Source organism: Nocardioides sp. NPDC004968, assembly GCF_040608935.1.
In the GTDB taxonomy this organism is placed as follows: Bacteria; Actinomycetota; Actinomycetes; order Propionibacteriales; family Nocardioidaceae; genus Nocardioides.
In genome coordinates, this window is sequence record NZ_JBEXJF010000010.1 from 74,119 (window position 1) to 100,764 (window position 26,646).

General features: G+C 70.5%; 23 protein-coding genes. 10 read left to right on the forward strand and 13 right to left on the reverse strand.

Annotation, left to right across the window (positions count from 1 at the left end):
• From ABZU72_RS12900 to benA, 4 genes are all read right to left on the reverse strand, one after another.
• Complete coding sequence (locus ABZU72_RS12900; RefSeq protein ID WP_355019245.1) at positions 1-1,284, reverse strand: aromatic acid/H+ symport family MFS transporter; 1,284 nt, start codon at positions 1,282-1,284, stop codon at positions 1-3.
• A gap of 70 nt (positions 1,285-1,354) precedes the next feature.
• A complete protein-coding gene (benC, locus tag ABZU72_RS12905; RefSeq protein WP_355019246.1) occupies positions 1,355-4,036 on the reverse strand; it encodes a benzoate 1,2-dioxygenase electron transfer component BenC in 2,682 nt (893 codons plus the stop codon).
• 10 nt (positions 4,037-4,046) lie between these two features.
• Positions 4,047-4,574, reverse strand: a complete 528-nt coding sequence (benB, locus tag ABZU72_RS12910) for a benzoate 1,2-dioxygenase small subunit (protein WP_355019247.1) — start codon at positions 4,572-4,574, stop codon at positions 4,047-4,049.
• 2 nt (positions 4,575-4,576) lie between these two features.
• Positions 4,577-5,944, reverse strand: coding sequence for a benzoate 1,2-dioxygenase large subunit (gene benA / locus ABZU72_RS12915; protein WP_355019248.1), 1,368 nt, complete (start codon positions 5,942-5,944; stop codon positions 4,577-4,579).
• A gap of 193 nt (positions 5,945-6,137) precedes the next feature.
• On the opposite strand from benA, the gene ABZU72_RS12920 reads away from it, so the two are divergent.
• The 4 genes from ABZU72_RS12920 to catC are packed head-to-tail and all read left to right on the forward strand — an operon-like array spanning position 6,138 to position 9,351.
• Positions 6,138-7,049 carry a LysR substrate-binding domain-containing protein gene (locus ABZU72_RS12920; RefSeq protein WP_355019249.1) on the forward strand — a complete coding sequence of 304 codons (912 nt, stop codon included), beginning with the start codon at positions 6,138-6,140 and terminating at the stop codon, positions 7,047-7,049.
• A complete protein-coding gene (locus ABZU72_RS12925; RefSeq protein ID WP_355019250.1) occupies positions 7,046-8,149 on the forward strand; it encodes an enolase C-terminal domain-like protein in 1,104 nt (367 codons plus the stop codon). The genes ABZU72_RS12920 and ABZU72_RS12925 overlap by 4 nt, the downstream gene beginning before the upstream one ends.
• A gap of 36 nt (positions 8,150-8,185) precedes the next feature.
• Complete coding sequence (catA, locus tag ABZU72_RS12930) at positions 8,186-9,073, forward strand: catechol 1,2-dioxygenase (RefSeq protein ID WP_355019251.1); 888 nt, start codon at positions 8,186-8,188, stop codon at positions 9,071-9,073.
• Entirely contained in the window at positions 9,073-9,351 is a 279-nt protein-coding gene (catC, locus tag ABZU72_RS12935; protein ID WP_355019252.1) for a muconolactone Delta-isomerase, read from the forward strand. The genes catA and catC overlap by 1 nt, the downstream gene beginning before the upstream one ends.
• Here the strand turns inward: catC and ABZU72_RS12940 are convergent.
• Positions 9,348-12,554 carry a BTAD domain-containing putative transcriptional regulator gene (locus ABZU72_RS12940; RefSeq protein WP_355019253.1) on the reverse strand — a complete coding sequence of 1,069 codons (3,207 nt, stop codon included), beginning with the start codon at positions 12,552-12,554 and terminating at the stop codon, positions 9,348-9,350. The two genes, catC and ABZU72_RS12940, sit on opposite strands and share 4 nt — an antisense overlap.
• A 99-nt stretch (positions 12,555-12,653) precedes the next feature.
• Here ABZU72_RS12940 and ABZU72_RS12945 point away from each other — a divergent pair, with 99 nt between their 5' ends.
• On the forward strand, positions 12,654-13,361 hold the full coding sequence (locus ABZU72_RS12945) for a dienelactone hydrolase family protein (protein WP_355019254.1): 708 nt from the start codon (positions 12,654-12,656) through the stop codon (positions 13,359-13,361).
• A 123-nt stretch (positions 13,362-13,484) separates the two neighbouring features.
• Entirely contained in the window at positions 13,485-14,525 is a 1,041-nt protein-coding gene (locus tag ABZU72_RS12950; RefSeq protein ID WP_355019255.1) for a 2-oxoglutarate and iron-dependent oxygenase domain-containing protein, read from the forward strand.
• On the opposite strand, the gene ABZU72_RS12955 is transcribed toward ABZU72_RS12950, so the two are convergent.
• Genes ABZU72_RS12955 through ABZU72_RS12985 form a run of 7 tightly spaced genes read right to left on the reverse strand, consistent with a single transcriptional unit; the run spans position 14,509 to position 23,606 of the window.
• Positions 14,509-16,581: an MMPL family transporter gene (locus ABZU72_RS12955; protein ID WP_355019256.1), complete on the reverse strand. Its 2,073-nt coding sequence runs from the start codon at positions 16,579-16,581 to the stop codon at positions 14,509-14,511. The two genes, ABZU72_RS12950 and ABZU72_RS12955, sit on opposite strands and share 17 nt — an antisense overlap.
• Before the next feature lie 49 nt (positions 16,582-16,630).
• The gene (locus tag ABZU72_RS12960; protein ID WP_355019257.1) at positions 16,631-17,632 is read right to left on the reverse strand and encodes an SDR family NAD(P)-dependent oxidoreductase; all 1,002 of its coding nucleotides are present in this window, start codon (positions 17,630-17,632) and stop codon (positions 16,631-16,633) included.
• Entirely contained in the window at positions 17,629-18,975 is a 1,347-nt protein-coding gene (locus tag ABZU72_RS12965; protein ID WP_355019258.1) for a TIGR01777 family oxidoreductase, read from the reverse strand. The genes ABZU72_RS12960 and ABZU72_RS12965 overlap by 4 nt, the downstream gene beginning before the upstream one ends.
• Positions 18,972-20,321 (reverse strand): deoxyribodipyrimidine photo-lyase, encoded by a 1,350-nt coding sequence (locus ABZU72_RS12970; RefSeq protein ID WP_355019259.1) that lies wholly within the window; start codon positions 20,319-20,321, stop codon positions 18,972-18,974. The genes ABZU72_RS12965 and ABZU72_RS12970 overlap by 4 nt, the downstream gene beginning before the upstream one ends.
• Positions 20,318-21,586 (reverse strand): cyclopropane-fatty-acyl-phospholipid synthase family protein, encoded by a 1,269-nt coding sequence (locus ABZU72_RS12975; protein ID WP_355019260.1) that lies wholly within the window; start codon positions 21,584-21,586, stop codon positions 20,318-20,320. The genes ABZU72_RS12970 and ABZU72_RS12975 overlap by 4 nt, the downstream gene beginning before the upstream one ends.
• On the reverse strand, positions 21,583-22,338 hold the full coding sequence (locus tag ABZU72_RS12980) for a DUF1365 domain-containing protein (RefSeq protein WP_355019261.1): 756 nt from the start codon (positions 22,336-22,338) through the stop codon (positions 21,583-21,585). Before ABZU72_RS12980 ends, ABZU72_RS12975 begins: the two co-directional genes overlap by 4 nt.
• A complete protein-coding gene (locus tag ABZU72_RS12985; RefSeq protein WP_355019262.1) occupies positions 22,335-23,606 on the reverse strand; it encodes an FAD-dependent oxidoreductase in 1,272 nt (423 codons plus the stop codon). The genes ABZU72_RS12980 and ABZU72_RS12985 overlap by 4 nt, the downstream gene beginning before the upstream one ends.
• A gap of 103 nt (positions 23,607-23,709) precedes the next feature.
• Here ABZU72_RS12985 and ABZU72_RS12990 point away from each other — a divergent pair, with 103 nt between their 5' ends.
• The 3 genes from ABZU72_RS12990 to ABZU72_RS13000 all read left to right on the forward strand — a co-directional run bounded on the left by ABZU72_RS12990 (position 23,710) and on the right by ABZU72_RS13000 (position 25,537).
• Positions 23,710-24,147 carry an SRPBCC family protein gene (locus ABZU72_RS12990; RefSeq protein ID WP_355019263.1) on the forward strand — a complete coding sequence of 146 codons (438 nt, stop codon included), beginning with the start codon at positions 23,710-23,712 and terminating at the stop codon, positions 24,145-24,147.
• Positions 24,148-24,155: 8 nt separating this feature from the next.
• Positions 24,156-25,052: a MerR family transcriptional regulator gene (locus ABZU72_RS12995; RefSeq protein ID WP_355019264.1), complete on the forward strand. Its 897-nt coding sequence runs from the start codon at positions 24,156-24,158 to the stop codon at positions 25,050-25,052.
• A gap of 101 nt (positions 25,053-25,153) precedes the next feature.
• Entirely contained in the window at positions 25,154-25,537 is a 384-nt protein-coding gene (locus ABZU72_RS13000; protein WP_355019265.1) for a DoxX family protein, read from the forward strand.
• A gap of 7 nt (positions 25,538-25,544) precedes the next feature.
• Here the strand turns inward: ABZU72_RS13000 and ABZU72_RS13005 are convergent, their stop codons facing one another.
• Positions 25,545-25,994, reverse strand: coding sequence for a MarR family transcriptional regulator (locus tag ABZU72_RS13005; protein ID WP_355019266.1), 450 nt, complete (start codon positions 25,992-25,994; stop codon positions 25,545-25,547).
• A gap of 64 nt (positions 25,995-26,058) precedes the next feature.
• Here ABZU72_RS13005 and ABZU72_RS13010 point away from each other — a divergent pair, with 64 nt between their 5' ends.
• Positions 26,059-26,643: a hypothetical protein gene (locus tag ABZU72_RS13010; RefSeq protein WP_355019267.1), complete on the forward strand. Its 585-nt coding sequence runs from the start codon at positions 26,059-26,061 to the stop codon at positions 26,641-26,643.
• Positions 26,644-26,646 lie beyond the last annotated feature (3 nt).

Genomic DNA, 26,646 nt, shown 5'->3' on the forward strand with positions numbered 1-26,646 from the left:
TCAGGCCGGTACGCCGTCGTCGAGCGTGACGCTCACGACGGTCTCTTCCGGGGACCGGGGCACGGCGGAGGCGACCACGGCACCGAGCACCGCGACGCCTGCGAAGATCTGGAAGGCGGTGGTGCCGCCGACCCCGGCGGCGACCAGTGCGCCGCCGATGATCGGTCCGACGATCCCGCCCAACCGGCCGAACCCGGCGCACCACGCGACGCCCGCGCCGCGGGCCCGGGTCGGGTAGTAGTTGGCGACGAGCCCGTAGATGAGCACCTGCGTACCGATCGTGCCGACGCCGGCGATCGCGACCGCCGGGAACAGGACGGCGAGCGGCAGCCCGAGGGGCAGCAGCAACAGCATCAGGGCGGCGAGCACGAAGGTCGTCGAGACCACCTTCTTGGCGCCGGTGCGGTCGGCGACGTACGAGGCGAGGAGGCCACCGAAGATGGCGCCACCGTTGAGCACCAGCAGGAAGGTGAGTGCGTACCCCTTGCCGTAGCCGTTGTCCTCCATGATCTTCGGCAGCCAGGTGTTCAGGCCGTAGGTGAGCAGCAGGCCGGAGAAGCTCATCAGCCCGAGCACCAGGGTCGGGAACGCGAGCGGGCGGCGGGCCAGGGCGCTGAAGCCGACCGCCTCCTGGGCGGTGGTCGACGCGACCCGGCCGCGGGAGTCGAGCCACAGCTGCGACTCGGGCAGCTTGGCGATCGCGAAGGGCAGCAGGAGCACCAGCGGGGCGGCGCCGATCGCCATCAGGATCCGCCAGTTGGAGCCGCTCGGGTCGATGATGAGCGCCATCACGGAGGCGGCCACACCACCGGCGGGGATGCCGCTGTAGACGATCGCGTTGAGCCGGTTCTTCCGCTCCGGCGGCGCGAACTCGGCGACCAGGGCGCCGACGGTCGCCAGGATCGCGCCCAGCCCGATGCCGGTGAGGAAGCGGAGCATGCCGAAGACGGCGATCGACTGGGCGAACGCGGTCGCAGCCATCCCGAGCGAGAACCAGGTGATGCTGGCGAGCACGACCTTCCGGCGGCCGATCCGGTCGCTGACCGCACCGGCGCTCAGCGCGCCGACGAGCACCCCGACCAGCGCATAGCTCCCCAGGGTGCCCGCCTGGCCCGCGGAGAGCTGCCCGATCTGGGATGGATCGGCCATCAGGGTCGGCAGCACCGTGCCGTAGACCACGAGGTCGTAGCCGTCGAACATCAGGGCCAGCGCGGAGAGCGCGACGACCCAGGCGAGCTGGCGCCCGGTCTTGGCCCGAGTGATTTCATCGGTGTTTTCGGACATGGGTGATCTCCATGGGTGACGCGAGCGTGCTCGCGAAGGGAGGGACGGCCCCGAGAGAGGACCTGGTGGCTCAGCCGAGGTCACCGCCGGCGACGGGAAGGACCGTGCCGGTGATGTAGGAGGCTTCCTCGGAGGCGAGGAAGCAGATCGCGGCGGCCTGCTCGTCGAGCGTGCCGTAGCGGTGCATCAGTGAGGTCTCGAGGGTCTGGTCGATGTGGGCCTGGAACCACGCCTTCTCGGTGTCGGTACGCGGCTGTGGTGTGCCCCGGGAGATCCGGCGCGGCGGAGCCTCCGTACCTCCCGGGGCCGTCGCGGTGACCCGGACGCCCGAGCCGGCGTACTCCAGCGCGAGCGAGGCGGTGATCGCGTTGATCCCGCCCTTCGCCGCGGAGTACGGGATCCGGTGGATGCCCCGGGTCGCGGCCGAGGAGACGTTGACGATGACGCCGTGGCCGCGCTTGACCATGCCCGGCAGGGCGGCCCGGCAGGCGTACAGCGTGGTCATCAGCGACCGGGTGATCTCGGCGTCGATCTGCGCAGGCGTGAACTCGGTGAACGGCTTGAAGTTGATCGCGCCGCCGACGTTGTTGATCAGCACGTCGATCCGGCCGTACGTCTCCAGGGCCCGCTCCACCAGCGCGGCCGCGCCCTCGTAGTGCTCGAGGTCGCACTCGACCGCGGTGACGCTCGCGCCCTGGCCGGTGAGCTCGTGGGTGACCTCGGCGACCAGCGGGGAGCGGTCGGCGAGGACGACCTTTCCGCCCTCGGCGGCCACCCGGCGGGCCACCTGGGCGCCGATGCCCTGGGCCGCGCCGGTGACCACCACGACCTGGCCGGCGAACCGGCCCGGGGTGATGAACCGCGGCCTGGTCGCGGTGGCCGACTCGGCCATGGCGCGCCGCATCGTCTCCTGCGACCGCTCGCTGTGGGCCTTGATCAGTTCGCGGGCTGCCGCCCGGTCGCCGCGCTCGAAGGCCCCGACGATGTCGAGGTGGTCCTGGGTGCACCGCGGGTGGCACCACGTGGCGTTGCGCAGCACGTCCTCCATCCGGCCCTTGACCCCGAGCGCCTGGTAGGCGGCCAGCAGGTGGCTGTTGCCGGTGAGGGTGAACAGGTAGTCGTGGAAGGCGGCGTTCGACTCGGTGTAGCCGTGGGCGTCGAGGAACCGGTCGCCTTCGACGTACGGGAGGGTGGACTCGGCGAGCAGCCGGTAGCCGGCCAGCTGCTGGGAGTCGAGCCGTCCGATGGTCAGATCGAGCGCCCCCACCTCCAGCGCCGCTCGGGCCTCGAAGATCGCATCCGAGGCCGAGATGTCCGGATGCTCCTCACCGATCGTGTAGCCGTCCGCCGTCGTCGAGGCGTCTCCCGCGTCGACCGAGGCGTCAGTCGCGTCGGCCGAGAGGTCATCACCGGGCGGGAACACCTCCTGACCACCGATCCGCCGGGCGTCATCGGTCACGGTCAGACCGTCGTCCTCGAGCACGACACCGTCGACTCCGTCGAGTGCGGCCGGCGCGACCAGCTGACCGGCGATCCGGCGTACGACATCGCCGTCGTCGCGAGCCACGGCAGCCGACCCGCTCGGTCCGAGGTCGAGCGCCGGGAGGATCTGCTGCCCCGCGATGGCCCGCGCCTCCGGATGGGTCTCCAGCTCGACGGGCACGGGTGACGCTTCGGCCGACGCGGGCGACGTCTCGGCCGATGCGGCTGACGCCTCGGCGGGGACTGCCAGGGCGAACTTCTCGTAGTAGAACCCGGTGGGCTGGATGCCGGCACCGGCGACATGCGTACGCACCGCCTCGACCATCGGGGGCGGGCCGCACAGGTAGATCGCGACGTCGCCGTCGTGCAGGTCGTCCTCGCCGATCAGGCTCATCACGTAGCCCTTGTTGGCTGCGGTCGAGTCGGGGGCGGAGACGCAGTGGTCCCAGCTGAACCCGGGCAGCCGCGAGACCAGCTCACCGACCTCGTCGAGCTTGACCAGGTCGTCGTCGGTGCTGACGCCGTAGACCAGGCGGCCACCGCGGTCGCAGCCGTCGACCTCGAGCTGGCGCAGCATCGAGAGCACGGGTGCGAGCCCGGTGCCACCGGCCAGCATCAGCACCGGCCGGCGTGCCTCGCGCAGGAAGAAGGAGCCGTTCGGCCCGGTGAAGGTGACCTCGTCACCGACGGCGGCGCGCTCGGTCAGCCAGGTCGACATCGCACCGCCCGGGGTGAGCTTGACCAGGAAGACGAGCCGCTCCTCGTGCGGGGCGTTCGCGAAGGAGTACGAGCGGGTCACCTCGGTGCCCGGCACGGCGATGTTGACGTACTGACCCGGCAGGAAGGCCAGCTCGCCCCGGTTGGGGATGTCGATGGAGAGCTCGACCGTGGTCGGGCTCAGCCGGTCCAGGCCGACGACGGTGCCGGTGTAGCTGGCGGCGCCGGTCTTGGCGACCTCGGAGGTGGTGGCGATCTGCAGCGCGAGGTCCGAGCGCGGCTTCATCGAGCATGGCAGGGCGTACCCCTCGGCGGCCTCCGCCTCGGAGAGCGCGTCCTCGATGTAGGTGCCACCGTCGTACTCCCCCGACTCGCACAGCGCCTTGCACGTCCCGCAGGCGCCGTCGCGGCAGTCCAGCGGGATGTTGATCCGCTGCCGGTAGGACGCGTCGGCGACGGTCTGGTCCTCACGCACGGTGATGAACCGGGTCACCCCGTCCTCGAAGGAGAGGGCCACCTGATGGGTCGCGATCTCGGTCTCGATTGCAGTCATCGCAGGCGCCTCAGACGTGGTAGATGTCGACGACGTGGTGGATGTAGTCGTTCTTCAGCACCACGCTCTTGCGGCGGATCAGCGGCTGCTCGCCAGAGAAGTCGATGGTGTAGAACGACGTGCCGTAGTAGGGGTCGACGGTCTTGTAGCGGAAGTACATGGTGTGCCAGTTGAAGCGCACGTCGACCAGGTCGCCGCGGCGCTCGATGACCTCGACGTTGCTGATGTTGTGCGAGGTACGCGGCTCGGGAAGAGAGGTGGCCGAGGACCGCTCCGTACGGATCCGGAAGACCCGGTCCTCCAGGCCGCCCTTGTTGGGGTAGTAGATGAGTGACATCTCGGTCTGCGGGTCCTCGGTCAGGAGGTCCGCGTCGTCCCAGCAGGGCATCCAGTAGACGACGTCGTCGGCGTAGCACTCGAGCCACTTCTCGAACTCGCGGTCGTCCAGGAAGCGCGCCTCGCGGTAGAGGAACTGCTCGATCATGCCGTGGGTGATGAGCTTCGCCCCCGCGGGAGCGGCGTTCTGCGTGATCGTCATCGTCAGTTGCCCTTCTCGTTCGCGATGGCCGCGCGCATCTGCTCGGTCCACTGCGCGTGCATGACCGGGTAGAGGCCCTCGTCCTCGTTCTTCGCGCCGGCCGAGATGACGCCCGGCATCTCCAGCGCCTCGGCGACCTCGTCGGGGCCGGTGTGCCAGTGCTCGGCACCGCGGCTCATGTCGTTCCACGGCGCGGCGGAGGCCTGGTAGGTCAGGAAGCAGGAGCGGAACTCCTCCAGGTCGTCGGGCGTGGCCATGCCGGAGGCGTTGAAGAAGTCCTCGTACTGCCGGATCCGCCAGGCCCTCGACTCCGGGCTCTCGCCCTTGGGAGCGATGCAGTAGATGGTGACCTCGGTCTTGTCGACCGAGATCGGCCGGAAGTGCCGGATCTGGGTCGAGAACTGGTCCATCAGATACACGTTCGGGTAGAGCAGCAGGTTGCGCGAGCCCTTGACCATGAACTCGCCCTTCGCCTCGCCGAACTTCTCCTTGAGGACGTCCATCTGGTCCCACAGCGGCCGGTCGGCGGGGTTGGCCGCCCAGGTCCACAGGCACAGGTGGCCGTTCGGGTAGGACCAGTAGCCGCCACCCGCCTTGCCCCAGCTGCCGGCGTCGACGGTCTTGGTGGTGTTCTTCGACTCGCCGGTGTTGCGGCGCGAGGTGGTCGCCGCGTAGTTCCAGTGGGTGGCGGTCACGTGGTAACCGTCGGCGCCGTTCTCCGCCTGGACCTTCCAGTTGCCGTCGTAGGTGTAGGTCGAGGAACCGCGCAGCACCTCGAGCCCCTCGGGCGACTGGTCGACGAGCATGTCGATGACCTTGACGGTGTCGCCGAGGTGCTCCTCGAGCGGCAGTACGTCCTGGTTGAGCGAGCCGAACAGGAAGCCGCGGTAGCTGTCGAAGCGAGCCACGTGAGTGAGGTTGTGGGAGCCCTCGGTGTTGAAGCTCTCCGGGTAGCCAGCGTCGTCCGGGTCCTTGACCTTCAGCAGGGTGCCGTCGTTGCGGAACGTCCAGCCGTGGAACGGGCAGGTCAGGGTCATCCGGTTGTCGGTCTTGCGCCGGCACAGCATCGCGCCACGGTGGGCGCAGGCGTTGATCATGCAGTGCAGCTCGCCGTCCTTGTCGCGAGTGATCATCACCGGCTGCCGCCCGATGTAGGTGGTGAGGTAGTCGCCGGGGTTGGGCACCTGGCTCTCGTGGGCGAGGTAGATCCAGTTGCCCTCGAAGATGTGCTTCATCTCCAGCTCGAAGACCTCCTCGTCGGTGAAGATCCGGCGGTTGGCGCGGTAGATCCCGGCCTCGCGGTCCTCGACCACGGCGTCCGACAGGACGTTCTCGATGTGGCCCAGGCTCTCGGTGAGCGGTGCGGTCATGGTGATGCCTCCAACGGGTGACGGTCACCACACCCTCGCAAGACGTGGCGGCCGTCACACCAGGCGAATGCCCAGTTCCGACCTAGGCACCCATTGATCATTCGAATCGATCAATAGGCGGCAGTTTCGTCCTTGTTGTTTATCTATCGCAGACCTAGTGTGGCGGTCATCACCACCTCGTGAGGAGCGCTTCATGGAGCTACGCCACCTGCGGTACTTCGCCGCAGTCGCCGAGACCTGCCACTTCGGGCAGGCCGCGGCGCAGCTGCACATCGCCCAGCCGGCGCTCTCCCAGGCGATCCGCCAGCTCGAGTCCGAGCTCGACGTCACCCTGTTCACCCGGACCACCCGCCAGGTCTCCCTCACCCCGGCCGGCGAGTTCCTCCGCACCGAGGCCGCCCGGGTCCTGGCCGCCGTCGACGACAGCGTCCGAGGCGTACGCCGCATCGGGGCCGGCCGCCACGGCCTGGTCCGCCTGGGACTGACCGGCACCGCCTCGTTCTCGCACCTGCCGGGCATCGCCCGGGTCGTCAAGCGCGAGCTGCCCGAGGTGGCGCTCGAGATCCACGCCGACCTGCTCACCCCGGCCCAGTGCGAGCGGCTGCAGAGCGGGGCGCTCGACCTCGGCGTACTGCGACCGCCCGCCACGGGCGAGGGACTGACCCTGCGCACCCTCGAGGTCGAGCCCCTCGCGCTCGCCATCCCCGTCGACCACCGGCTCGCCGTCGAGCCCGTCGTGGCCCTGGCCGACCTGCGCACCGAGCCGTTCGTGGCCTACAGCGCCCGCGACTCGGCGGTCAACGAGGCGGTCCTGCGCAGCTGCCGCGAGGCCGGGTTCGTGCCGCGCCGCGAGCACGAGGCACCGAGCACCGCGGTCCTGCTGGCGCTGGTCGCCGCGGGCCTCGGCGTCGCGGTCGTCCCGGCCTCCGTCCGGGCCCTTCCGTTGGAGGGCGTGATCTTCCGCGACCTGCTCGACGCGGGCAGCGTCGAGCTCTCCCTCGCCTATCGCACCGACGACGACAACCCCGTCGTCGACGCCGTCATCGAGGTCCTCGAGGCCGCCGACCTGTTCACCGCACCCCGTCTGGAAGCTCCCCGGTCATGAAGATCACCAAGATCGAGGCGATCCCGTTCGCCATCCCCTACCGCAAGCCGCTGCGCTTCGCCTCCGGCGAGGTCCACACCGCCCAGCACGTGCTCGTCCGGGTGCACACCGACGACGGCGTCGTGGGCGTCGCCGAGGCGCCGCCGCGGCCGTTCACCTACGGCGAGACCCAGACCGGGATCATCGCCGTCATCGACCAGCTCTTCGCCCCGCAGCTCGCCGGGCTCACCCTGCTCGAGCGCGAGACCGCCCGTGTCCTGATGGAGCGCACCGTCGGCAACCCGACCGCGAAGGCCGCCGTCGACATGGCCATGTGGGATGCCCTCGGCAAGACCCTGGACCTGCGGGTCGTCGACCTTCTCGGTGCCTTCACCGATCGGATGCGGGTCTCCCACATGCTCGGCTTCGACGGGCCCGAGGCGATGGTCGCCGAGGCGGAGCGGATGCGGGAGACGTACGGGATCTCGACGTTCAAGGTGAAGGTCGGCCGCTCCCCCATCGAGCTCGACACCGCCGTCGTCCGTGCGCTGCGCGAGCGGTTCGGCGCCGAGATCGAGCTGTACGTCGACGGCAACCGCGGCTGGACCGCGGCCGAGTCCGCCCGCGCGATGAAGCAGATGGCCGACCTGGACCTGCTCTTCGCCGAGGAGCTCAACCCCGCCGACGACGTGCTCGGACGGCGCTGGCTGGTCAGCCAGCTCGATGTGCCGTTCATCGCCGACGAGTCGGTCCCGACGGCTGCCGACGTGACCCGCGAGGTGCTCGGTGGCTCCGCCACCGCGATCAGCATCAAGACCGCGCGCACCGGCTTCACCGGGTCGCAGCAGGTGCTGCATCTGGCCGAGGGCCTCGGGCTGGAGGTCGTGATGGGCAACCAGATCGACGGCCAGCTCGGCAGCGCCTGCTCGATCGCCTTCGGCGCGGCCCACCGGCTCACCTCCCGCCGCGCCGGTGAGCTCTCCAACTTCCTCGACATGGCCGATGACCTGCTCACCGAGCCCCTCGAGATCCGCGACGGCGAGCTCGCCGTACGTCCTGGTGCCGGCCTCGGGGTCGAGATCGATCCGGAGAAGCTCGATCGCTACCGCACCGACAACTGAACACCTGACCCCACCGCAACACGAGAGGACACACCCATGACCACCGACCAGACCCTCGAGTCCACCAAGGCAGCCACCGAGGCAGCCTCCGCGGCCGCCTCGGGCGCCTCCGCCACCGAGCGCTTCGCCGCCGACAAGTCGCCCTTCGACGCCGTCAAGGACACCCCGCCGGAGCGCGTCGACACGCTGGCCAAGCGCGTGCTCAACGCCGTCTACGACACGATCCGCGAGGAGAAGGTCAGCTACGACGAGTACAACGCGCTCAAGGCGTGGCTGATCCAGGTCGGCCAGGACGGCGAGTGGCCGCTCTTCCTCGACGTCTGGGTCGAGCACGAGATCGAGAAGGTCGCCACCGAGCACCGCGAGGGCAACAAGGGCACCATCGAGGGCCCCTACTACGTCCCCGACGCCCCCGAGCAGGGCTCGAACGGCACCATCCCGATGCGTGACGGCGAGTCCGGCACCCCGCTGACCTGGACCGGCACGATCACCTCCACCGACGGCACCCCGCTCGACGGTGCCAAGGTCGAGCTGTGGCACGCCGACGCCGACGGCTTCTACTCGCAGTTCGCCCCCGGCATCCCGGAGTGGAACCTGCGCGGCAGCTTCACCGTCGGGGACGACGGCGCCTTCGAGATCCACACGATCCAGCCGGCGCCCTACCAGATCCCGACCGACGGCTCCTGCGGCAAGCTCATCGCCGCCGCCGGCTGGCACGCCTGGCGTCCCGCGCACCTGCACGTCAAGGTGTCGGCCCCGGGTCACGAGCTGCTCACCGCCCAGCTCTACTTCCCCGGTGACGAGCACAACGACGACGACATCGCCTCGGCGGTCAAGCCCGAGCTGGTGCTCGCGCCCGTGGCCAACGGGGACGGCTCGGTGAGCGTCGACTATGGCTTCGTGCTCGACCCGGCTCGCGGCTGATGCTCTATCACGTACGCATGGACGTCCGGATCCCGCACGACCTGGATCCGGACGTCCGCGACGACACGATCGCCCGCGAGAAGGCCTACGCCCAGGAGCTCCAGCGCGCCGGGAAGTGGCCGCACCTGTGGCGGATCGCCGGGGAGTACGCCAACGTCTCGGTCTTCGACGTCGAGTCCCACGACGAGCTCCACCAGATCCTCTCCGGCCTGCCGCTGTTCCCCTACATGGACGTCCAGGTCACCCCGCTGGCCAAGCACCCGTCCAAGGTCGACTAGAGCTGCCCGAGCACCCGGTCGGCTTCGCGCCGCAACGGCGCGAAGCCGTGCTCGGCGGCCAGCTGCCGCCCCCGGCGGGCGTGGACCCTTGCTGCCGTGGTGTCGCCCTCGGCATGGAGCGCCTCGGCCAGCCCGATCCGGGCACGGGTCTCGGTGAAGGAGGCGACGTGCGTGTGGCTGAGCCGGACCGCGTACTCATACGTCTCGGCGGCGTCGCGGTGGTTCCCGGTCGCATCGAGGGCGGCGGCATAGCTGCACGCCGTCGACGCGACGAAACGTACGTCCCCGTGGGCCCGCGCGGTCCGGTGGGCCCGCTCGGCGAGCTCGAGCGCCGAGGCGTGGTCGCCACGGACCAGGGCGAGCAGGCTGAGCTCCTCGAGCGCGTTGGCCTCGGCGAACGGGCTCCGGTTGCGGGTGGCCTGCGCCAGCGCCGACTCCAGCCGGTCGCCGGCTGAGTCGAGCAGGCCGAGGGCGCGCTCGGCCGCCGCCAGGGTCGCGAGCTCGAGCGGGGTCGCGCTGCCCTGCACCTCGCTCAGCTCGACCGCTTGAAGATGGTGGACGCGTCCCTCCTCGAATCGGCCCTGCTCGGTGCAGGCGATGCCGAGGGCCTGATGCGCCCAGGACCGCAGCCCCTCGGTGCCCTCGACGTCGCCGAGGATCTTCAGCGCGTGCGTGTAGGCGACCTCGGCCTCGCGGCCGGAGTCCGCGACCCGGTGGCGGTGGCCGTCGACGATCGACGCGAACGCCAGCCCCTGCGGCCATCCGCTCGTGTCGAGCAGACTCCAGGCGCGGTCCGATTCCGCCCAGGCCTCCTCCATCCGCCCCAGGACCCCGAGCACATCGGCTTTCAGCGTACGCAGGAAGGCCTCGGCCCGCGCCTCGTCCTCGAGCATGGCGGCCTCGGCCCCGACCGTCACGAGCTCGAGGTAGGTGGTCACGTCGAGGCGGGTGCGGTAGTGGATCCGGGCCTGGTCGACGAGCTTCCAGGCGTAGTGACGCCGACTTGGGTCGGTCGCTGCCTGCTTCGCGAACGCGATCAGCAGCTGCGCCTCGCGGTCGAGCCAGGTGCGAGCGTCGTCGGCCGAGTCGAAGCGGCTGCCCGGCGAAGGTTCGATCTCCAGCGCGCGCAGGCGGCCCGGATAGGCGGTGCCGGCGGCGCTGACCGTGGTGTCGAGCAGCCAGTCGGCGAGCCGGCGCTGCGCCTTCGGTTGCTCCTGGTCGGCCGTGGCCAGATCGCCGGCGTGGAGCCGGAGCAGGTCGTGGTAGTGGTAGCGCCCGACGCCGTCGGCGGAGTCGGCGGTCTGCAGCATGTTGGCGTCGACCAGGTCCTCGAGCAGCCGCTGCGTGGTGTCCGGGTCGCGGTCGAGGACGGCGCAGGCGGGTGCGGGGTCGAAGTCGTAGGCCGAGATCAGCGAGCACAGCCGGAACGCGCGCCGCGCTTCGGCGGGCATCGCGGCGTAGGAGATCTCGAGACTGGCTGCCACGCTCACCTCGCCGACGGCCAGCTCGGCGAGCCGGTGGGAGCTCTCGCTCAGCCGGTCGGCATACGTCTCGATCGACCATTCCGGGCGGCTCAGCAGTCTGGCCGCGGCGATCCTGAGCGCCAGCGGGAGACGGCCGCACGCCAGCGCCAGCGACTCGCTCGCGTGCGGCGCTGCGGCGACGCGCTCATGGCCGACGATCGCACCGATGACCTGGACGGAGACGTCGGTGCTGAGCTCGCCGAGGTGGATCTGGCGGCCCAGGTCGATCGTGCCCGCGAGGGCCGGCAGCCGGTGGCGGCTGGTGAGGATCGTCCGGTTGGCGCCTAGCCCGGGCAGCAGCGGAATGACCTGGCCGGGGCTGTCGACACTGTCCAGCACGATCAGCATCCGGCGGTCGGAGAGCTCGCTGCGGAGCAGGGCCGCGGCGTCGGCGGCGTCGGTCGGGATCTGCTGGCCGGAGAGGCCGAGCGAGCGCAGGAAGCGCCGCAGCACCGTGCCGGGGTCGACCGGCTCGCCCGAGACGCCATGGAGGTCGGCGTAGAGCTGGCCGTCGGGAAAGTCGCCGCTCAGCCTGGCCGCGGCGGTCAGCGCCAGCGCGCTCTTCCCGGAGCCGGCCGGCCCGGTGACCAGCACCGCGGCACCGCCGCCCTCGCCGAGCCCGGCCGCCAGCATCGCGAGCTCGGCGTCACGCCCGATCAGCGCCGGCGCCGCCGGCACCTCCCGAGGTACGTCCCGCCGGCGCGCGCCCTCGACCAGCGTCGGGCGCCGGGTGTGCCAGCGGCCCTCCAGCGTCCCTTGGCGGACATCCTCGAGGACCGGGCTCGGGTCCAGCCCGAGCTCCTCGGCCAGCACGGACCGGACCGTCTCGTAGGCGGCGAGCGCCTCGGCCTGCCGCCCGGCCGCCGCCAGCACCTTCACGTACGCCGCCCACAACGGCTCGTCCAGCGGCCGCAACCGGGCGAGCTCGCCCACGACCGGGAGCGCCTCGATGGCCAAGCCCTCGGCAACGCCGAGGGTCGCCCATCTGAGCACGACCGCGACGTACTCGTCCTCGATGGTGCTCGACAGCCAGGGCGCCTGGTCGAACCCGTCAGGACGCCCACGCCACAGGCCGACGGCCTCGGTCAGCGGGGCCATCTCGTCGGTCGCGGTCAGCTCACGGAAGCGGACCAGGTCGAGCTCGTCGGCCGAGGCGTCGAGGCGGAGGGCGCTGCCGTCCTGGGTGACCGCGATCGGCGCGACGAGGGCGCGCAGACGCCGGAGCAGCTGGGCCAGCCGTCTGCCCGACTCGGCCGAGGTGAGCTCGGGCCACAGCAGGTCGAGCAGCTCGTCGCGCCCGACCTTCTCCCCCGGCTCCAGGGCCAGCCGCCGCAACAGCAGGCCGACCTGGTCGGCCATCTCGACCGGCACTCCGTCGCGGACCACGACGGTCGGCCCGAGGACGGCGATGCTCACCACCGCGCCGTCGGCCTCGCGGGCGGGGGTGAAGGCCTCGGCGAACCGGGCCGTCTCCTCCGCGCTCAGGTCCAGCGCCTCGGCGAGCGCACGCAGCGAGGCCGCCCTCGGACGCCTCGTCCTCCCCTGCTCGAGGTCGCGGATCGAGGCGACGCTGAGCCCTGCGGCCCGCGCCAGCGCGCCCTGTGTCAGCGAACGCGACTCACGCAGCCGGCGGAGCCTGGGACCGAACATGTCCTCATGGCGCACCCCGGCCTCCGTCAAGACCCCGAGCCTGGCGAATCACCACGAAATCCTATCGGGTCGCGCGGCATCCGGCCTGCAGGATCGTCGGACCTGCGAGGATCGCACCGAGGTGATGAGATGTCGATGATCGACTATGCCGCTCCCGCGGGTCCGACGCGTGGCTACCTTTCGGTGCCCGAGGGTGCCGGGCCCTGGCCCGGCGTGGTGGTCGTGCAGGACATCCTCGGCATGACCTCGGACATCAAGCGGATCAGCGACCGGTTCGCGGCCAACGGCTACCTGACGCTGACTCCGGCGCTCTACGAGCGCCGCCCGAAGGTCGGGTGTGTCGTCAGCACGATGAAGTCGCTGGTGACCGGCAAGGGCACCGCGGTCGACGATCTGATCGCCGCTCGCGACCACCTCGCCGAGGATCCACGCTGCACCGGCAAGGTCGGCGTCGTCGGCTTCTGCATGGGCGGCGGTTTCACGCTCCTGCTGGCTCCGCGCGGCATCTTCGACGCTGCCGCGCCCAACTACGGGGTGCTGCCCGGAAGCCTGTCCGCGCTGAGCTCCTCGTGCCCGATGGTCGCGAGCTACGGCGCCAAGGACCGCCTCCTGCCCGGCGCCGCGGCCAAGGTCGAGGCGGCGCTCGCCGCGGGCGACGTGCCCCACGACGTCAAGGATTATCCAGACGTCGGGCACAGCTTCATGAACGACTGGGGCTTCCCCACCCCGGCCCCCGTCCTGGAACGCGTGGTCGGCTTCAACTACTCCGAACCCGAGGCGGAGGACGCCTGGCGGCGCATCCTCGCCTTCTTCGGCGAGCATCTCGACCCGAAATAGCGCGGAAACCTCGGCGTTCTACTGTGGTGGCGCCCGAGTTCAACGGACAGCAAGGCCTCCTGGCCGGGAAAGCGGACACCTCCGGGCACGACCACCCGTCTGCTCCGAACAGGGAGAACAACCGTGAGCACATTCCATGTCCCCGCCGTCGACATCGCAGCGTACGTCCAGGGCGGAACGCCCCAGGAGAAGGCGGCCGTGGCGGCCGCCATCGACGCCGCCTGCCGTGAGGTCGGCTTCATCCAGATCCTCGGTCACGGCGTCGCTCCGTCCGCGGCCGTTGGTCTCGCCGCGGCCATGGACGACTTCTTCGCCCTGCCGCCGGCCGAGAAGGCCCGGTGGCGCCGACCGGCCGCCGAGAACCGTGGCTACACCCCGCCGAAGTCGGAGACGCTCGCGCTCAGCGCCGGCGTCCAGTCCGAGACGCGGATGAAGGACTTCTTCGAGGCCTTCAACGTCGGCTCGTCGGTCTCCGACCACCCCGCCGCCGATCTCGTCGCGGCGCACTACGCGGAGAACACCTGGCCCGCGGTGTCGGACTTCCAGGCGCGCATCGATGCCTGGCGCGCCGAGGCCGCCCGGGTCGCGCGCACCATGGTCACCATCTTCGAGGACGCGCTCGACCTGGAGCGCGGCGCGATCGCGAGCCTCGCGGCCCACCCGATCGAGGTCCTGCGGATGAACAACTACGCCCTCCCGGAAGGCACCCGGGTCGAGGTCGACGAGGACATGATCGGGATGGGCGAGCACACCGACTACGGCATCGTCACGATCCTGTGGGCCGACCGGGTCAAGGGTCTCCAGGTCCTGCACGGCGGCGATTGGCATGACGTCAGCCCGGCCGAGGGGGCGCTGCTGATCAACCTCGGCGACCTCACGACCCGGCTGACCAACGAGCAGTGGCTCTCGACCCTGCACCGGGTCAAGCCGCCGATCGTCGCCGGCACCATCCAGCGACGCCGGTCGGCTGCGTACTTCTTCGACGGCGACGCCGAGGCGATCATCGGCCCGCTGCCGGGGTTCGTCGACGCCGAGCACCCCCGCCTCTACCGCGACGTCACCGTCGACGAGCACATCGCCGCCAAGCTCGCGGGCTCCCGTGCCGGCGTCCTCAACGCCGCCGCCGGCCGGGAGGCAGCCCGCGTGCTCACCGCAGGCTACTGACAGGCGCCTCCTTGGCGTGCCGGCGGGAGATCGCGGCGGGCCACCAGATCTTGTCGCCGACCAGGGCGAAGACCGCCGGCACGACCACGGTGCGGACGAGGAAGGTGTCCAGCAGGATGCCCAGGCCCACGATCAGGCCCACCTGGGTCAGCGTGATGAGGGGCAGCACACCCAGAACCGCGAACACCGAGGCAAGCACGATGCCGGCGCTGGTGATGACGCCACCGGTCAGCCCGACAGCCATGACCATCGCATCGACCGTGTCGTGCTCGGCAGTCTCCTCCCTCGCCCGCAGGACGAGGAACACCGTGTAGTCGACGCCGAGCGCCACCAGGAACAGGAAGGCGTAGATCGGTGTGCTGACGTCGAGCGCAGGGAACCCGAAGACATGCGTGCTCATCCAGGCGCCCAGGCCGAGGGCGGCGAAGGTGGCGATCACACTGATGGTGACGAGCACCAGCGGCGTCACGATCGACCGCAGCACCGCGAAGAGGACGAGCAGCACCACCAGCAGGATCAACGGCACGACGACCTTGAGATCACGCTCGGCGCCGTTGCGGCTGTCCAGGTCCTTGGCCACGCTGCCACCGACCAGAGCGCCAGTGCCGGCCAGCTCGCTGCGCATCGTCTCGATCGTCTCGATGCTCTCCGGGGTCGCCGGTGCGTCCTCCAGCGTCGCGGTGATCTTCACCAGGTCGCCGCTCTCGCCCGACGGGCGAGCGCTGTCGACGCCGTCCATCTGGTTGACCTGGGCGAGAACCGCGTCGGCCTCGTCGGCGCCGACCACGATCGTCACCGGATCGGAGGCACCGGGCGGGAAGTGCTTCGAGAGGGTGTCCAGACCGTCGACGGACTCGGCGTCGACACGGAACTGGTCGGTCTGCGAGAGCCCGACCTTGACGCCCAGAAGGCCGGAGGCGAGTACACCGAGGATCACCGCTGCCACGGCCAGCACCACTGCCGGTCGGCTCACCACGGTGCGCGCGATCCGGAACCAGACGCCGTCGCGAGACTTCTCGTCCTCGCCGTTGCGCGGCACGAACGGCCAGAACAGGCCACGACCGAACAACGACAGCGCGGCGGGCAGGGCGAAGAGAGCGAAGAGCAGGGCCACCAGCAGGCCGATCGCAGCCGAGACCCCCAGGGACCGGGTGTTGGGAGCGACGCTGAACACCAGGGCCAACAGTGCGAGTACGACGGTGAGGTTGCTGGCCACGATCGCCTCGGCGGAACCGCGCACCGCGGCGGCGAGGGCATCGCGGTGGTTCTCATGTCGCCGGAGCTCCTCGCGGTAGCGCGAGACCAGCAGGAGCGCGTAGTTCGTGCCGGCACCGAAGACCAGCACGCTGGTGATCCCCGACGTGGAGCCGTCGAGCCCGTTGCCCGTCCAGTCCGCGACGATCTGGGTCACCACCGAGGCGGTGCGGTCGGCGACCGCGATCACGATCAGGGGCACGAGCCACAGCACCGGCGAGCGGTACGTCAGGATCAGCAGGATGGCGACGACCGCGGCGGTGACGAGGAGAAGCCGCACGTCGGCACCTTCGAACGCCGAGGAGATGTCGGCGGCGAAGGCGGCACCGCCGGTGAGCTGGACCGTGAGGCCGTCGGGCCGGTCCTCGTCGACCGTCTCCCGCAGCTCGCCGACGAGCTCGGTGAGATCGAGTCCGGTCACGTCGGCGTCGACGTCGATGGCGACGATCAGGGCATCGCCGTCGGTCGCCGGGATCGGCGGCGAGACCTCGTTCCCGGTGATCTCGGCCCAACGCTGCGACACCTCGGCGACCCACGCCCGGTCCTCCGCGGTCAGCCCACCCTCACGCTCGACCACCGCGACGGCGGGCAGCACGTCCCCGCCCGGAAAGCTCTGCTGGAGCTCGGCGACCTGGGCCGACTCGGCGTCCGCCGGCAGCGGGTCAGGCGCCGAGCTGGCGGACTCCAGGGAGGATCCGACGACCATCACCGCACCGGCCAGGAGGACCGTGATCACCAGGACCAGCCACGCGGTGGCCTTTCTCGTGGTGAGTTGCGCGAGAGCTGCTAGCGCGGAGCGCATGGTCGGGCCTTCCCAGTAGGGGTGATGAATGCGTCGGGTGGCATCGGAGCTAAGGCCTCTCCAGGCCGGCGGCGGCCGCCGCCCATCTCCACAGCGCCTCGGCCTCGCCGCGACCCGGGCGGGTCGCTGACCGATAGCTCGTGGGCCGCTGGCGACGGTCGTGCCAGAAGGTGCCGGACGGCGGGGCGGGCTCGGTGGCCGCGAGCCACACCGCCGTGTCCGCGCCGGCTTCGGGCGGTCGCAGGAACGGTCGGGTCAGCGTACGGAAGGCGGGGAGCGAGCTGGCGAGACCCGGTGTGTCCGCCCAGCCAGGGTGCATGACGAAGGTGGAGATCCGGTCCGGTGACCAGCGCCGGTCCAGGGCCGGTGCCAGCTCGACCTGCATGCGCTTGGACCTCGCGTAGGCCACGGCACCCTGGTATGTGCCCTGCTCGAACTCCGGGTCGTCCACGGGAAGGGGCTGGGTGTACATCCCGCCCGAGGCGACGAAGACCTGCCTGGCGCCGTGCTCCGAGCGGCGCAGGGCCGGCAGCAGGTGCTCGGTCAGCCGGATCGGCCCGAGCACATGGGTGGCGACGGACAGCTCGTGGCCCTCGACCGACTCGGTCCGCTCGGGCGGCATGACCCCTGCGTTGTGCACGAGCACGTCGAGAGCGGTGCGGCCGCCGTCACGCGCGCAGAATTCTTCGGCGAAAGCGTCGATCATCGTCGGATCCGAGACGTCGCAGCGCTCCGTCCGAAGCTCGGCGGCCCGCCCCTCGACGCGCAGCAGACGCTCGATCCGTGCGACCGCGGGTGCGGCGCGTTCGGGCGAGCGTACGAGGATGTGGACGCGTGCACCGAGCCTGGCCAGGCCCAGGACGGTGGCCTCGCCGAGACCGCTCCCGCCGCCGGTGACCACGGCGGTCCGCCCTGCCAGCGCTTCGGGGCGCGGGTCACCCTCGGCCCAGCGACGGCGACGGATCGCGTAGCCGAGGCGGGAGTAGCCCAGCACGACCGTGCGGTCGAGCACGCGGTCGAGACCCTGGTCGGGTGCTGAGGCCCCGCTCATTCGCGCACGCTCCCGAGGACGTGTCGCAGCGCCTGCTCGGCCTCGACGAACCGGAAGCGGTGGTCGAGCCCGAGGAGGCGCTGCGGGATGACCCGCTGGTCGGCGAAGGCCACCTCCTGCGCTCCTTCATTCCCCAGGAGCAGACGGGGACCGAACGACGGCGTCGGCAGGATCGCCGGGCGGTGCAACGCTCGGCCCAGAGCGGCGGCGTAGGCACGCTGCCGCAGAGGCTCCGGCGCGACGGCGTTCACCGGGCCCGAGAGGCCCTCGTCCACCAGAGCCCGGTGGTAGATGTCGACGAGATCGTCGATGACGATCCAGGACTGCCACTGCTCCCCCGACCCCATCGGGCCGCCGAGGCCGGTGGCGAACAGCGGTCGCTGCAGGCGCAGAGCTCCCCCTCGCGGGCTCTGCACGATCCCGGTGCGCACCAGGACGACCCGCATCCCGGCATCGGCCGAGGCCAGCGCCGCCTCCTCCCAGTCGCGGACGACGCGGGCGAGGAAGTCGTCCCCGGGCGTGGAGTCCTCGGTGAGGACCTCCTCGCCGCGGTCGGCTCCGTAGATCCCGATCGCGGACGCGCAGACGAAGGCACCCACGCCGGCCTTCGCACTGGCCCGGGCGAGCAGGCGGGTGGGTCCGATGCGCGAGCCGCGGATCTGCTCCTTGTGCCTGTCGGTGAAGCGGCCGGCGATGCTGTGCCCGGCCAGGTGGACGACGGCGTCGACTCCGGCCAGCGAGGCCGGGTCGGGATCGTCGGGGTCCCAGGCACGCTCGTCCGGCGCGGTCGGCCGGTGGCGTACCAGGCGGACCACGGTGTGTCCGCCGGTCGTCAGGAAGGCAGAGACCGCACTTCCCACCAGCCCGGATGCGCCGGTGACCGCCACGGTGAGCCGAGGTGTGCCGGCAACTGAGCGGTGAGCCGCCAGGTCGTCGGCGAGCTGACGCTGCCGGTAGGCGAACATCGGCTCGAGCAGCCGCCTCGGCAGTGTCGTCGTGACCCTGTCGATCACTGTGGTGCCCTCACCGGCGCTGTCGAAGTCGTGGCGATGGTGCCATGAGACCGGCACCAGGAACGGACGCGAGACCAGCCGGTCGGCGAAGCTGTGCCCGTCGACGTACTCCTCAGGGAGGTGCTGGGCCACCCAGCGCCGGCCGGCCGGGAAGTCGAGCACCGCCGTGCCTCCGGCGAGATCCTGGGCCTCCTCGGCGATCCGGACCGGCTGCCACGGGGGCACCAGCCGCTGGAACGCGCCGGATCGGCCGTGCCAGCCGAAGACGACGTCCGCCGCGTCCGGCACCGTGTGCCGGAACTCGTGGGTCGTCGTACGCAACAAAGTCATAGGGTCGAGTCCTTCAGCTCTGTCAGCCGGGCCAGCGCCTCGCGGCGCTCCTCGGCATGGTCGACGACGCGTTCAGGGTAGCCGTCGGTAAAGCCCTCGGAGTGGCGCCACGGCTCGTGGGCGGATGCCCCCGGAAGGTGGCGAAGCTCAGGTACCCAGCGGCGGACGTAGTCACCCTGCGGGTCGAACCGGAGCCCCTGGGTGATCGGGTTGAAGACCCGGAAGTAGGGCGCGGCGTCGGTTCCGGTCCCGGCCACCCACTGCCAGCCGTGACTGTTGGAGGCCAGGTCGCCGTCGAGGAGATGGTCGAGGAAGTGCCGGGCGCCGGCCGGCCACCAGATGTGCAGATCCTTGATCAGGAAGCTCGCGACGACCATCCGCACCCGGTTGTGCATCCAGCCCTCCGCGAGCAGCTGACGCATGCCGGCATCGACGAACGGGAAGCCGGTCCTGCCCGCCTTCCAGGCCTCCAGCAGCTCGGGATCATCGTCGTACTGCATGCCCTTCAGCCCGTCCCGCAGGTCACGCCAGGCCGACCCGGGGTCGTGCCAGAGCACGTCGGCATAGAACTCGCGCCAGGCCAGCTCCGCGACGAAGCGCTCGACGTCCTCTCCGGAGGCACCGCTGCCGTGCTGATCCAGATCGGCGAGGAGCGTACGCGGATGGATCTCGCCGAACTTCAAGGCCGTCGAGATGCGGCTGGTCGAGTCGAGGTCGGGCCGGTCCCGGGCCGAGGCGTAGCCGGCCAGGTCCTCGGCGCAGAAGTCCTCCCAGCGGTGGAGTGCCGCACGCTCGCCGGCCTCCTGGTCCAGATGCTCCGGATGTTCCGGCAGCGGGTCCGACTCGAGCTTCGTCATCCACTCGACCTGGGCGTCACCGGCCGGCGCCCTCCACCCGTGCTCGCGCCAGGCCCGCAGGAAGGGCGTGAAGACGCGGTAGGGGGCCCCGCTTGCGTTCCGGATCCTGTCCGGGGTCACGGCGTAGGGGCTGCCGGTGCCGACCAGGCCGATGCCAGCATCCGCCAGCCGCTGCTCCACGGCCTCATCACGTCGCCGGCCGTAGGGAGTCGTCTCGGTCGAGACGTGCACCTGGCCCGCTCCGGCCTCGGCGGCGACCTGGGCCACCACCTCGGCCGGGTCGCCCTGACGGATCACCAGTGCCCCGCCCATCTCCTCGCGCAGCGCGGCGAGCGAGGCGAGCAGCCGCTCCCACCTCCGCCCGGAGCCGGCCAGGCGCGGGTCGAGCACGAACAGCGGCACCACGGGCCCCTCGGCGGCTGCGGCCTGCAGGGCGGGATGGTCTCCCAGCCGCAGGTCCCGCCGGAACCACATCACCGACGTCGTCATGAGTGGTCCCGTTCCCCGGCCTCCAGCCGGATCTGGGCGACGTCGATGGCTCCGGTTCGGAAGCCCGCCTCGCAGTAGGCCAGGTAGAACTCCCAGGTGCGACGGAACTCCTCGTCGAACGCCTCGGACCGGATCGCCGGCCACGCGGCCAGGAAGGCGGAGCGCCAGCGGCGGAGCGTCTCGGCGTAGTCGGCGCCGAACCTGTCGGTGCGGGTCACGCTCAGGCCGACCAGGCCGGCCTGCTCGGAGATCGCCCTGGTGGACGGGATCAGGCCGCCCGGGAAGATGTACTTCTGGATCCACCCGTAGGAGTTCCGGGTCGCCAGATAACGCTGATGCGGCATCAGGATCGCCTGCAGGGCGACGGCGCCGCCGGGACGGACCAGACGGGACAGGGCGGCGAAGTAGTCGGGCCAGTAGCGCTCGCCGACCGCCTCGATCATCTCGATGCTGACCACGGCGTCGAAGGTGCCGACGACGTGCCGGTAGTCCTGCACCAGCACCTCGACACTGTCGGTGTACCCCGCGTCCTCGATCCGCTCCCGGGCCAGCGCCGCCTGCTCGACCGACAGCGTGATGGTGGTGACCCGGGCGCCGCGGCGTGCTGCCTCGATCGCGAGGGTCCCCCAGCCCGTACCGATCTCCAGGACCTCGTCACCGGCACCGACGCCCGCCAGGTCGAGGGCCGCGTTGACCTTGCGCAGCTGCGCCTCTTCCAAGTCCTGATCGGCCACCGGACGGCTGCGGTCGAACAGCGCCGAGCTGTAGCTGAGGCTGGGGTCGAGGAACGCGGCGAACATGTCGTTCCCCAGGTCGTAGTGGGCGGAGATGTTCTCCTGGGTGTGCTCGACGGCGCCGCGCTGGTCGGCGGGGATCGGCAGGTCGACGAGGCGGCTCAGCCGCAGCATCCAGCCCGGCACCAGCCCGGAGAGGCGTTCGGCGTACGGCGCCAGCGCGTCCGCGAGGTCGGTGTCCTCGGCCGCGTGCCAGTCTCCGGCCGTGTAGGCCTCGCCGAGGCCGATCTTCGGGTTCTCCGCGAGTCGTCGGTAGAGCGACTCCGGGCGCTGCAGGACGATGCCCGGCCGCCCCTCCGTACGCGTCCCGCCTCGCTGGTTGAGCAGGCTGCCGTCCGGGAGCACGAGGTCGACCGGGACCTGCCGGGTGACCAGACGCAGAATCTGCTTGGCGACACCGGCTCGTAGGCCCGCGGCGGCCGCGGGCTCCCTCTGCACCGGCAGCTCGAGCGAGACCGGCTCTGCACTCATGATGTGACCTCCTTCGATGGGGTAGGACGGGGGACGATGGGCAACCTGCGCAGCCACAGCCGGATCCCGTGGAACCGGATGAGCGCGCTGACCCGATGGGGCATCAGCAGGTGGGTGAGGCTGACCCGCAGCAGCGCACGACGCGTCGCGGGCTCCGGGGTCCCGCGGGTGGTCGCGGTCAGCACGCGCCCGCCGTCGCGGTCGAGGCCGACGGTCACGGCGACCTGTCCCGGGTCGACCTGTAGCCGGATGTCATAGGTCCCGGCCATGTCGTTGAACGGCGAGACGTAGAAGGCCTTGTCGGTGCTGGCGCGCCCGCTTCGATCGATGTCGAGCAGGTAGGCGTGTCGGCCGCCGTAGGTGTTGTGCACCTCGAAGACGACCGCGCGCAGCACACCGTCGTCCGACTGCACCCAGAAGACGGTGAGTGGGTCGAAGACATGGCCCAGAACGCGGGCGTTCGCCAGCATCAGCACCCGGTCGGTGGGCGCGAGATCGACGCCGCGGCCGGCGAGAAACACGCCGAGGTCGCCACGGACACCACGTCCTGACGAGCCCCCGTCGAGATGGTCCTCGGCCCGGAACCCGGCCAGGGGACGCAGCCAGAACGGCAGTCGAGGCAGATCGTCGACGTCGATGAGCCACTGGTAGCTGCGGTGACGGAACGCGTGCCGCAGCGGCACCTCTCTGGTGTGGCCGACATGACCGACGACCAGCGCGGGAACCTCAGGAAAGACCGGCGACGGGATCACCACGTCACCCCGAACGACTCTGCCGCCTCCACGCCCGAGCGACAGCCGTCCTCGTGGAAGCCCCAGCCGAGGTGGGCACCGGCGAAGGCCAGGCGAGGTCCGCCGGCCGTACGCAGCCGGGCCGCTGCCGCGACCGCCTCGGTGGTGAAGACCGGGTGCTCATAGCTCATCCGTGCGGTGACCTTGGCCGGGTCGACGTGCTCGGTGGCGTTGAGCGTCACCACATGCTCGTCGTCGTCCTCGAGACCCTGGAGCCGGTTCATCCAGTAGCTGACGACGACCTTGTCGGCGCCACCGCCGCACGAGGCGAGGCGATAGTTCCACGATGCCCGGGCACGGGGCGAGGCCGGCAGCAGGGTGGCGTCGCGGTGCAACCAGGTCTCGTTCCGCGAGTACCCGATCGCCGCCAGGTCCGCCTTCTCCTCCGGGGACGCATCGGCCAGGAGCCGCAGGGTCTGGTCGGCGTGGGTCGCCAGGACCACGCGGTCGAAGTACCTGGACCCGGCCTCGGTGCGCACCTCGACCCCGTCTGCGTGCCGCTCCACGGCGGTCACCGCTGCGCCGATACGGACCTCACCCACCTGCTCGGCGATCTTGTCCACATAGGCACGTGAGCCGCCCACGACCGTGCGCCACGTCGGCGACCCGGTCACCTGGAGCATCCCGTGGTGGTCGAGGAAGGCGAACAGGTGCCGCGCCGGGTAGGCGGCAGCGTCCTCGTCACCGCACGACCAGACGCAGGAGACCAGCGGCACGGCGAAGTGCTGGACGAAGTAGTCGCTGAAACCGCCCTCGTCGAGGAACTGCCCCCACGTCAGGTCGCTGTCGGTCTCGAGAAGACGGCGGGCGCGACGGTGGAACCGCGGCACCTGCGCCAGCATGCGGAGGAAGCGCGGGTCACCGAGGCGACGCGGGTCGGCCAGGATGCCGCCCAGCCCCTTGCCGCCGGCGTACGACAGACCGCAGTCGTCGCAGTCGATGCTCATGCTCATCTCGGTCGGCCGAGTCTCGACGCCGAGCTCTCCGAAGAGGCGGAGCAGGTTCGGATAGGTGCGCTCGTTCATCACGATGAAGCCGCTGTCGACCCGGAGATCGGCACCCGACGCGGTCGGGACATCGTGGGTGTGCGCATGGCCACCGAGCCTCCGCTCGGCCTCGAAGAGCGTGACGTCATGACTGCGGCCGAGGAGGTACGCCGCGGTCAGGCCCGAGACTCCGCCACCGATCACGGCAACCGTTGGCCGCGGTGTTTGGGCCGCTCGGCTCATGGGACCTCCCTCGTCAGGCAAACGGCATGGCCGCTGGCTAGTTTCTGAGATTGAACGTACAATGTTTGTACAAGGTATGTCAAAGGTTTGAAAGGGGCACGACATGAGGATCGATCGAACCGTGGAGACCTCCGCACCGACCGCCCAGGTGTTCGACTTCCTGGCCGACTTCACCAACACCGAGGAGTGGGATCCGGGCACGGTTCGCACCGACCGCATCTCCGGAGACGGAGGGGTGGGCACGGCGTACGCGAACACCTCTCGTTTCCTCGGGCGCAACACCGATCTCACCTACGTGGTGGAGGTCTACGAACCCGGCGCGCGCGTCGTGCTCCGCGGCGAGAACAAGACGGTCGTGGCCCATGACACGATGACCTTCCTACCGACAGCCACGGGCGGCACCTCTGTGCGTTACGTGGCCGAGTTCGAGCTGAAAGGCATGGCCAGGATGGTGGCCCCACTGCTGACCCCCGCGTTCACCCGCCTGGGCGACTCCGCGTCCGAGCAGATGCGCACGACCCTGGATCGACTGGGCCGGTAGCCGAGCAGATGTACACCATCAAGCACGCCGCGCAGCGGGTCGGCATCACCACCGCGACGCTTCGTGCCTGGGAACGCCGGTACGGCGTCATCGCTCCCCACCGGTCCGAGAGCGGCTACCGCCTCTACGGCGACCACGACGTCGCCGTGCTGCGCTCGATGAAGCAGCTCGTGGACCAGGGATGGTCGGCCGGCCTGGCCGCGGCCGAGGCGATCCGGCTCGATCGCGCGCAGCCCGCTCACCAGATCGGCATGGACGGGCGGGGCGACGGAGCCAACCCCTCTCCCGACCTCGCGGAGCGACTGACGACCGCCGCGTCAGCACTCGACACCACCGACCTGGCCGCGACCCTGGACCAGGTGTTCGCCCTCGGCGGCTTCGAGACGGTGATGACCGACCACGTCTTCCCCGCCCTGGAGGAGCTCGGGGACGCCTGGGCCGACGGCCGGGTCAGCATCGCCGGCGAGCACCTGGCCTCGAATGCGCTGATGCGGCGCCTCGCCCTTGCGTACGAGGCGGCGGCCGCCCACGGCCACGGGCCCCGCATCGCCCTCGGGACGGCCCCCAACGCTCGCCACGAGATCGGTCTCTTCGCCTTCGCTGTCGCCGCCCGACGGCACGGCATTGACACCGACTACCTGGGTGCCGACCTGCCGATCGACGACTGGCTCGGCGTCGTCGACGATCCCGACCTCGCCGCCGCGGTGCTCGTGATCCCCACCACCGCCGACATCATCGCCACCTCCGCGGTGATCACCGCTCTGCACGACCACCGCCCCGATCTCCTCGTGGCCGTCGGCGGAGCCCAGCAGGGACATGCTCCCGAACCCGCCGTACGCCTCGGCCACGACATCGTGGCCGGCGCGCGGACCCTTGCGGCCCTGATCTCCCAGAAGCAGCGCTGACCTCCTTCTCTGACTGCGACCGGCGGAAGGCTCGCCGGCATGTCACACGGCGTCGCGTCGTCTCGTCTCCAGTGGTGAACCCACGGACAAGGAGAGAACTGATGCACATCGCCCTATGGATCACTGCCGGACTGCTGGCTCTCGTCGCCCTCGCAGGAGGCATCACCAAGACCTTCATGCCACTGGAGAAGCTCGCCCAGCACGACGGCGCCGAATGGATCCGTAACTCCAGGCCGTCCTTCGTCAGGACCCTCGGCGTACTCGAGATCCTGGCGGCGATCGGGCTCACCCTTCCCGCCCTGCTCGGTGTCGCACCTGTTGTCGTGCCCATCACCGCGGCCTGCTGGATCGCGTTGATGATCGGCGCGATGATCACCCACGGCCGTCTCGGCCAGGCGAAGCTGGTCATGGTCAACGTGGTCTACCTCGCCCTGGCCGTCTTCATCGCCGTCGGCCGCTTCGGACCAACACCCTTCACGGCCTGACTCCCCCTCAGGCGTCCCCAGACTCCAGTCGCTCGGTCTCGGCCTTCAGCGCCTCGATCACACCGGTGATCCATCGTCCGATGGCGGCCAGCTCGTCCTGATCGAATCCTTGGTTCATCTCTTCGATCCGCCCAGCGAGCCCGGCGGCCGTCGGGCGCGAGGTCTGCTGGAAGTGAGGCGTGGTGTGGATCCGGAACGACCGGCGATCACGTGAGCTGCGCTCACGCCGTACGTAGTCGGCGGCGACCAGCTTGTCGACGATCTTCGTGACGGCCGCATTGCTGAGGCCGGTCGCGGCCGAGAGCTCGCCGGGGGTGATGCCGTCGGGATGGCGGGCCACGAGATCGAGCATCTTGTGCTCGCTGTTGCTGACACCCAGCCGGCGGGCGATGGCTTCGTGGAACATCACCACACGAAGGCTCAGCTCGGAGCCGAGCCGGTTTCCGTCCTCGGACATGCGGCCCCTCCCGTCTTCCCGAAATTTGTTTCACCTTAGTGAAATAACAGGTTATTCTCCAGCCATGGAGATCGAGCTCTCGCCACCCCGGACGACCACTGATTCACTTACCTTCGCCGGCGCCCTGCTCCGGTGCTACGTCGCCGCACTGCTCGTCGGAGCTCCGCTCGCCGCACTGCTGCTCACCCCGGGGCTCATGCGGAGCCGGGTTGCCCTGGTCCCGGGGGTCACCTCGTTCGGCATCACCGCGTTCCTGGTGCTGTCGTTCCTGCTGATCGCGGTGGCGCCACGACTCTCGGCCCGGGTCGCGCCCGGCGACGGCTGGCGGCCGGGGCTCGTCCGCAAGGTCGGTCCCGCGCTCCGTCGCGAGCTGCCTCGCCAGTGGTGGGGCCGCGCCGGTGAGGCCCTGCTGATCTTCGTCGCGTCCCAGCTCACCGGTGGCTTCATCGCCTGGATGATGCCCTACATCTGGGCCGACCCGGCCTCGCGCGACGACCACGTGATCTGGGTGCTCCACTACCCCAACTACGCGACCCAGGCCGTCTCGATGTACCTCGTCATCTGCCTCGCCGCCGCCTGGTTCGGCACGCGGCTGCGCCAGTTGGCCCTCGGCATCGACTTCGTCGACCACGGACAGCCGGTGTCGTAGCCG